Annotated in this window: 10 protein-coding genes; 6 read left to right on the forward strand and 4 right to left on the reverse strand. The window is 70.7% G+C overall.

Going from position 1 to position 7055, the window contains the following annotated elements:
- Positions 1-105 precede the first annotated feature (105 nt).
- From V7053_RS08575 to V7053_RS08585, 3 genes are all read left to right on the forward strand, one after another.
- Positions 106-609, forward strand: coding sequence for a DUF456 domain-containing protein (locus V7053_RS08575; RefSeq protein ID WP_334171859.1), 504 nt, complete (start codon positions 106-108; stop codon positions 607-609).
- Between the two features lie 23 nt (positions 610-632).
- Positions 633-1550, forward strand: a complete 918-nt coding sequence (locus V7053_RS08580; protein ID WP_334171860.1) for a hypothetical protein — start codon at positions 633-635, stop codon at positions 1548-1550.
- 309 nt (positions 1551-1859) lie between these two features.
- Positions 1860-2324: an Lrp/AsnC family transcriptional regulator gene (locus V7053_RS08585; RefSeq protein WP_334171861.1), complete on the forward strand. Its 465-nt coding sequence runs from the start codon at positions 1860-1862 to the stop codon at positions 2322-2324.
- A gap of 35 nt (positions 2325-2359) precedes the next feature.
- Here V7053_RS08585 and V7053_RS08590 read toward each other — a convergent pair whose 3' ends face one another.
- Positions 2360-2833: a hypothetical protein gene (locus V7053_RS08590; RefSeq protein ID WP_334171862.1), complete on the reverse strand. Its 474-nt coding sequence runs from the start codon at positions 2831-2833 to the stop codon at positions 2360-2362.
- A gap of 234 nt (positions 2834-3067) precedes the next feature.
- On the opposite strand from V7053_RS08590, the gene V7053_RS08595 reads away from it, so the two are divergent.
- Entirely contained in the window at positions 3068-4093 is a 1026-nt protein-coding gene (locus V7053_RS08595; RefSeq protein WP_334171863.1) for an LLM class flavin-dependent oxidoreductase, read from the forward strand.
- Positions 4094-4120: 27 nt separating this feature from the next.
- Here the strand turns inward: V7053_RS08595 and V7053_RS08600 are convergent, their stop codons facing one another.
- From V7053_RS08600 to V7053_RS08610, 3 genes are read right to left on the reverse strand one after another with little or no spacing between them, the layout of a single operon-like run.
- A complete protein-coding gene (locus tag V7053_RS08600; RefSeq protein ID WP_334171864.1) occupies positions 4121-4750 on the reverse strand; it encodes a hypothetical protein in 630 nt (209 codons plus the stop codon).
- Positions 4750-5331, reverse strand: coding sequence for a TerD family protein (locus V7053_RS08605; protein ID WP_334171865.1), 582 nt, complete (start codon positions 5329-5331; stop codon positions 4750-4752). Before V7053_RS08605 ends, V7053_RS08600 begins: the two co-directional genes overlap by 1 nt.
- Positions 5331-5849, reverse strand: a complete 519-nt coding sequence (locus tag V7053_RS08610; RefSeq protein WP_334171866.1) for a hypothetical protein — start codon at positions 5847-5849, stop codon at positions 5331-5333. The genes V7053_RS08605 and V7053_RS08610 overlap by 1 nt, the downstream gene beginning before the upstream one ends.
- 94 nt (positions 5850-5943) lie before the next feature.
- Between V7053_RS08610 and V7053_RS08615 the strand changes: the two genes are divergently transcribed.
- The gene (locus tag V7053_RS08615) at positions 5944-6393 is read left to right on the forward strand and encodes a MarR family winged helix-turn-helix transcriptional regulator (protein WP_334171867.1); all 450 of its coding nucleotides are present in this window, start codon (positions 5944-5946) and stop codon (positions 6391-6393) included.
- 50 nt (positions 6394-6443) lie between these two features.
- Positions 6444-7022 (forward strand): isochorismatase family protein, encoded by a 579-nt coding sequence (locus tag V7053_RS08620; RefSeq protein WP_334171868.1) that lies wholly within the window; start codon positions 6444-6446, stop codon positions 7020-7022.
- The last annotated feature ends 33 nt before the right edge of the window (positions 7023-7055 follow it).

The raw sequence follows: 7055 nt of genomic DNA on the forward strand, positions 1-7055 counted from the left end.
AGCCCGCTCGACCCGCGAGTCGCCCCGGCCGTCACCGCCGCGGTGGCCGCCGCCGTCGTCCCGGGGGAGTAGGGCGCGGGCGCCGCTGGGCTAGGCTGGGGTCCCGTGGACGGACCCGCTCTCGCTGCACTCCTGACCGGCCTGGCCCTCGCCGTCGCGGTGGTCGGAACGATCGTACCGGTCCTGCCCGGGAGTGTGCTGGGCATCCTCGCGCTTCTCGAGTGGGCCCTGTTCGGGCGCTCCGGCTCGGCAGGGTGGATCGTCTTCGCGGTCGGCACCGTGCTGTTCGCGGCGGGGATGGCGGCCTCCTTCGTGCTCACGGGCCGTCGGCTCGCCGCCCGGCGGATCCCGAACGGCTCGATCCTCGCGGCGACGGTCGTGGGCGTCGTGGGGATGTTCGTCGTGCCGGTGCTGGGCCTGTTCATCGGCTTCGCCGTCGGGCTCCTGGGGAGCGAATGGGTGCGGACGCGGGACCTGCGGACTGCGGCGTCGTCGTCGCTCGTGGCGCTCAAGGCCATCGGGATCGGCCACCTCGCGGAGTTCGCGTGCGCGGCCGCCGCGGTCACGATCTGGGTGATCGCGGCCTGGATCTACTTCTCGAACCGATGAGCACGTTCGTTAGCATGGAGGCCATGGCTTCCAGCGACGTGGACCGCCAGCGCACGTTTCACGACCCCCGTGACCTCACGCCCTTCCGTGGCGTGCGGGTTTCCACGCCTGTCCACGGGGTCTTGGATCGGTTCGGCCGGCGGCCGGCCAGTCCCCGGCTGCGGAGGTTCCCTGCAAAGACCGAGCGCGCCGTGTTCGACGCCGTCTTCCGCTTCAAGGAGCCCGAGCGGCTCGTCGTCCTGGCCCGCTCCCACGTCGGTTGGTCGGGACTGTGCTACGTCATGGCGGGACTGCTCGCGTACCGGGAGCATCAGCACGCGCAGGCCGCCGAACTCCTCCAGCGCGGGCTCGCGGGCGAGAACGAGCACGCGGCCGCGCAGTTCGCCGCCGACTATCTGGGCGCGTGGTCGCAGTGGATCGAGCTGTCCGAGGGCGTGAGCGTCGAGGTGCTGTTCAGCGAGGAGGCCGTGTGCCTCGCGCTCGCCCACAGCCTTCGCGAGATCGGCCACCCCGGGGACGCCCTCGCGGCCCTCGCACCCCTCCCGCCGTCCCTCCCTGCCTCGCTTGCCGGCGCCCGGCTCGCCGAGATCCTCGGCAGACCCGTCGACGTCATCTCGTGGACGGAGGGACTCACCAATCGCGACGACCTGGCCGCGGCCCTGCTCCTGTTGCGGGCCCGGGCGCTGCGTTCGCTCGGCCGGCGGGCGGACGCTCAGGACGCGATCCGCGAGGTGATGCGGCGTCGTCGTACGTCCCTCCTGCTCCGTCACGGGGCCATGACGGAGCGCGCGCTCCTGCTCGTCGGCGTGGGGCGGCGCCCCGCGCTGCGCAAGGCGCACGACGGCGGCCGTCGCCCGGGTGCCAAGCGAGACAAGGACGCCGAGGTGCGGGAGCTGTGGCTGCGCGACTTCGAGCGGCTCACGGGGGAGCCCCCCGAGTAGCTGCGGGCGTCCTCCACACGCGGTGAACCCACGCCGAGGGCCCCTGATCCGAGCGCATGATGCGGTCAGGTCAGGGGCCCTCAGCTGTGTGAACAAGAAGCTGCGAACGCGGCCGGGACGCTGCGCGCCCGTTGTCCGGCTCCTCGACGGTGGTGTGCGCCAGGGCCGTAGCCGAGCTCAGCGGTCTCGTGAACCGTTGAGCGGATTGCCAACATTCCAGCAGTCGGTGGGCAGTCGGTGCAAGAGTCACCGGATAGACTGGTCGATCTGACCAATGCCACCGTCCTCGTCCCGGGAGAAGTGATCAGATTGCCTCAGCTCGACCCGACCGACCGCAGGATCCTCCTCGCGCTCGATTCCGATCCCCGCATGCCGATCATGGTGCTGGCCCAGCGGCTCGGACTGGCGCGCGGCACGGTCCAGGCACGGCTCGAGCGCATGACGACGGGCGGCGCCCTCCGCCTGCACAGCACGAGGGTCGATGCGACCGCGCTGGGCCGGGGCGTCTCGGCCGAAGTGGCGGCCGAGCTCGATCAGAGTCACCTCAACGAAGCGATCGCGGCGCTGCGGGAGATCCCCGAGGTCCTCGAGTGCCTGGCCCCGGCCGGCGACACGGATCTCCTGATCCGCGTCGTCGCGACGAGCCCGGACGACCTCTACCGGGTCTCCGAGGAGATCCGTCTGTGCCCCGGGATCACGAGGACTTCAACCCGGATGATCCTGCGGACCGTCATCCCGTACCGGACGACGGCGCTCCTCGCCGAGGGCGAGTGAACCCAACCCCGGGGGTGGGCGGCCAGGCCGGGGTCTCAGCCCGCCTTGACGAGCGGCTGGGTCCCGGTGAGCGGTCCCGTGCGGTCAGAGAAGGCCAGCGTGAGGGCGCCCTTCTCCGCAACGGCCTTTGCGCGAGCTGCGGGTGCCTTCTCGCCCTCGGTCTTGGCGGCCCGGCGCATCCGTTCGGCCTCCGCGACCGCGGCCTCCTCGGCCTTGGCGACGGCGGCGGCTTCTTCGGCCTGGACCCGCGACGCCGCGAGGATCGCGTCGGCCTTGGCGAGCACGGCGTTGCGCACGTGCGACGGCGCGGTCTCCTCGACCGCCGTCGTCCGCTCGGGGCGGTACACGAACAGCCGGGAGCCGAGCTTGACGAGGGAGATGAGGGACTGAGCCACCCCGGCGATGAGCATCGTGCCGACGAGCGAGACGAAGATGATCAGCAGCATGACGCCGCCGATCATGAGCGTGCCGCCATACACGAGGTTTGCCACAACGGTTCCGTCGTCCACGCTGTCTCCCATCCCCAGAGAAGTGTGTGAGAAAGTCCTGGGGGCCGACCGCGCCCCGGACAAGATCCATTGTTGCTTACCCGGTCAGGTGCTTTTCAATGGCGTGGCGGTGATGTTGTCGAAAAGCAATGGAGACGTTATCGAAAGTGACAAATCTCTCTCCAGCCTTGTGAAGCAGACCACATTTCCGGTCGCGAGGGGAACAAGACCCGCAGTCCCGAGGTTCACGATCCTGTGACTGCGCTCTCTGTCCTCGACCTCGCTCCCGTCGTCCAAGGCTCCTCCGTCGCTGACGCGCTCTCGAGCGCCACCCGCTTCGCACGGACCGTCGAGGAGGCCGGCTATTCGCGGCTCTGGTACGCGGAGCACCACAACACGGCGGCTCTCGCCTCGAACGCGACGGCCCTGCTCATCGCGAACGCGGCGGCCAACACGAGCACGCTCCGGATCGGCTCGGGCGGGATCATGCTGCCGAACCATTCTCCCCTTGCCGTGGCCGAGGCATTCGGCACGCTCGCGAACCTCTACGGGCCGCGCATCGACCTGGGACTCGGCCGCGCGCCGGGAACCGACCCGCGGACGGCGGCGGTCCTTCGCAGGGGCGCGAGGGACGACGACGAGCAGCACTTCGCGCGGAGCATCCAACTGCTCGCCTGGTACTTCGGGGAGCAGGAGGACGACGCTGAATCCGTCCAGCTCTCGTTCGGCGTTCATGCCGAGGTCGCGCGCAACACGCACGTTCCGCTCTGGGTTCTGGGGAGTTCGACGGCGGGCGCGGCCATCGCCGGCCAGCTCGGACTGCCGTACGCAGCCGCGAGCCACTTCGCCCCCTTCCAGCTCAGCGAGGCGATCTGGACGTATCGCCAGATGTTCAACCCGTCCGCCCCCACGGCCCAGATTGCGGAGCCGTACGTCATGGCGGGCGCGAACCTCATGGTCGCACCCACCCGCGACGAGGCCGAATACCTGTTCACGTCGCACCAGCAGATGTTCCTCGGAATCCGGCGCGGCGAGCGCGGCCCCATCAAGCCGCCCGTCCGTGAGATGGACTGGGCGCCCCACGAGCAGCAGATGGCGGAGTCCGCTCTGCGGATCTCTGCGGTCGGCACGCCCGGGGAGGCGGCCGAGTTCCTCCGGACCTTCGCGGCCTCCTACGGGGTCGACGAGGTCATCCTCACGGGCTACTCGCACGACCCCGCCCTGCGCGAGCGGAGCTTCCGCCTCCTCGCCGAGGAGTGGGGGAAGGTCCCCGCCGCGTGAGCCGTGCGTTGCGGGTATCGGGCGGCGTCAGCGGCGCCGCACGAGCCCGATCGTCATGGTGAATCCGAACTCGCGCCAGATCTGACCGTCGTCCCATTCCTCGGGCACCGACTCCGCGCGCAACTCGAGCACGGAGCCGATCCGCAGGAGCGTCAGCACCGTGCGCTGGCCCTCGGCGAGTGAACCGGCGACGGCGGCCGTCGAGCCGTCGAACGTCTGAACCGTGAGCGCCCCCGCTCCGGCGATGAAGAGGGCCCGCCGGAGCTCGCGCACGTGCCGCAGCACGACGACGGCGTCCCGGTTGACGTACCCGACGAGCGGGCGGCCGCCGGAGGTCTGGAGGATGGTCCCGATCTGTTCGCGGTGCACGCTCTGGGCGCCCGTGATGCGCGCCGGGTCCTCCCATGCGGTGCCCCGCGAACCGGTGACGAAGAGCGAGCCGATTCCCGACTGCCGCGCGTTCAGGCGGACGACGGCGTCCCTCGCCGTGAGCTCGGGCCGGACGCCGAACGCCGGGGCCGGGTACAGGCGCGGCTCGGGAGGGCCCGACGCGAGGTCCGGGCCGCCCGTGCGGGGGAGGGTCAGGCCGTCGTCATGACGGCCGGGGGCAATGCGGCGGGTGAGGTAGGGGAAATCGAGCGGGTGCTGTTCGGGCATCACACATCCAGCCCAAACTCGGCTCCCACGCCCGCGAGTCCGTTCTCGTACGTGCGCCCGAGGGCCCGGAAGGCCCAGCCGTCCTCGTAGCGGTACAGCTCGCCGCACAGCACGGCTTGAGCTTCCTCGGGGTCTGCGGGCGAGGCGTCGAAGCGGACGAGCTCCGAGCCGTCCGGGCGCACGACGCGGAGGTGCAGCCCGCTGACCTGCGCGAAGGAGCCCGCTCCGCGGACCTCGGGGTCGATGTAGGTCACGAATGCGATGCGGGCGACGTCGGGCGGCACCTGCGAGAAGTCGACGTCCACCTGCTCGGCATCCGACGCGTCGCCTGCCCCGTTCCCGCCAGAATCGGGGAGCGCGAACGCGACGCCGGGGGACGCCGTCGTGAGCTGATTGAAGAACACGAGGTGCTCGGGCGTGAGCGCCCGCCCGTCGTCGCCGCACACGATGGCGAGCGGCACCGGCTCCGCCTGCGGCCCGGAGGCCTGTTCGACCGTCCAGCCCATGGCCACCATGACGCCTGTCAGGCCCGGGTCCTGCCCCGTCAGCCCTACGCTCTCCCCTGCCGCGAGCGTGCCCATCAGCCTGCCTCCTGAGCCCCGGGATGGATGCGGACGCCGTCGACGTCGAACCTGTCGCGCAGGAAGCGGCCGTGGGCGCTCAGCTCGGCGATCGCTCCGGTGCGCACCTGGTGGTCGAGGTCGAGGGCGGTCGCGTAGAGGATGTCGAGCTGTTCGAGGAGCTTTTCGGTCTCGGGGCTCGTCTCGGTCTGGGTCTCGGGCGGGAGCGCCCTGTAGACGCGGAGCGAGGTCGGCAGATAGTCCGAGGCGATCGCGTGGAGCAGGACGCGCTGCTCGGTCGAGGCCCCGTGCTCCGCGACATAGTCGATGAGGAGGCGCAGGACGTCGTCGATCTGGCGCATGTGCGAGGACGCGAGCGGAGGCAGGAGCGAGCCCGCGCGCCGGATCGAGCTGCGCAGCTCGGCGAGCGCCCCGCGCGTCTGCTCGAGCTCTTGGGCCTGCGTCGTGGAGAGGTCGTCGTCGGGCGCGCGCTCTGGTTCCCGCCCGTTGCCGAAAAGCGAGCCGAAGAACTTCGCCATGGACTCACGATAGCCTCTCGGGCTGAATGGCGGCCGTGGGAGAAGATATGAAGGCAGACTGTGAAGATTCCTTCAAAGATGCTTCAATGGTGGGGTGGAAGAAACAGCGTCCGGTGGTGCGTCCGCGGCACGCGTGGCGGCCGAGCTGCGCGGAGTGCTCGGGCGGCTCAATCGCCGGCTCCGGCAGCAGGCGGACGTCGGGGACCTCACGCGCTCGCAGCTCAACCTCATCTCCCGCCTTGAGCGCGAAGGGCCGGCCACAGTGAGCGACCTCGCCCGGGCCGAAGGGGTGCGCCCCCAGTCGATGGGGGCGACCGTCGCCGCCCTCGAGGAGGCTGGCTATCTCCGGCGGGACCCCGACCCAGCCGACCGCCGCAAGGCGTCCATCTCGCTCAGCGACGCCGCGCGCGAGCAGATCGCCGCGAGCCGTCTCGTCCGCCAGGACTGGCTCCAGCGCGCCTTGAGCCGAGAGCTCACGCGCGAGGAATTGGAGCGGGTCCACGAAGCCATCGCGCTGCTCTCGCGGATTGTGGGCAACGCCTGAATGACCGATCTTCCGCTCTCAGCACCGTCTCTCGTTCGAAGGAGTCCCGCGTGACCATCTCTGCCCTCGACCCCCAGGCTGCCCTCGTCGTCATCGACCTCCAGAACGGCATCGTCAACCGGCCACAGCCTCCGGCGGACGGCGCCCCGCTCATCGCCGACGTCGTCTCGCGTTCCAAAGCCCTGGCCGACGCGTTCCGAGCCGAGGGCCTGCCGGTCGTCCTCGTCACCGTCGCGGGCGCCCCGGGCGGCCGCAACGAGACGCCCCGCCGTCTGCCCGCGGACGTTCCCGCGGAGTACTTCGACCTCGTCGAGGGGCTGAACGCGTCCGAGGACGACATCCTTGTGACCAAGCGCAGCATCGGCGCGTTCGCCACGACCGACCTCGACGACCGCCTCCGGGAGCGCGGCGTGACGCAGCTCGTGTTCACTGGCATCTCCACGAGCGTCGGCGTCGAGTCGACGGCGCGCTACGCCTACGACCTGGGCTACAACGTGGCCTTCGCCCGCGATGCCATGACGGACCTCAGCCCGGCCGCGCACGAGAACTCCGTCAGCACCGTCTTCCCGCGGATCGGTGAGTCCGGAACGACCGAGGAGATCCTCGGCCTCCTCGCCGACAGGGCGTGACGGCCGAGGGCGGCGCAGTCCCGGAGGGCGCAG

Source organism: Sinomonas sp. (assembly GCF_036848755.1).
GTDB lineage: Bacteria > Actinomycetota > Actinomycetes > Actinomycetales > Micrococcaceae > Sinomonas.

Excerpts from the sequence above, each read along its gene's own strand:
- V7053_RS08580 (WP_334171860.1), top strand. The coding sequence starts at position 633 with ATGGCTTCCAGCGACGTGGACCGCCAGCGCACGTTTCACGACCCCCGT.
- V7053_RS08610 (WP_334171866.1), bottom strand. The coding sequence starts at position 5,849 with ATGGCGAAGTTCTTCGGCTCGCTTTTCGGCAACGGGCGGGAACCAGAG.
- V7053_RS08605 (WP_334171865.1), bottom strand. The coding sequence starts at position 5,331 with ATGGGCACGCTCGCGGCAGGGGAGAGCGTAGGGCTGACGGGGCAGGAC.
- V7053_RS08600 (WP_334171864.1), bottom strand. The coding sequence starts at position 4,750 with ATGCCCGAACAGCACCCGCTCGATTTCCCCTACCTCACCCGCCGCATT.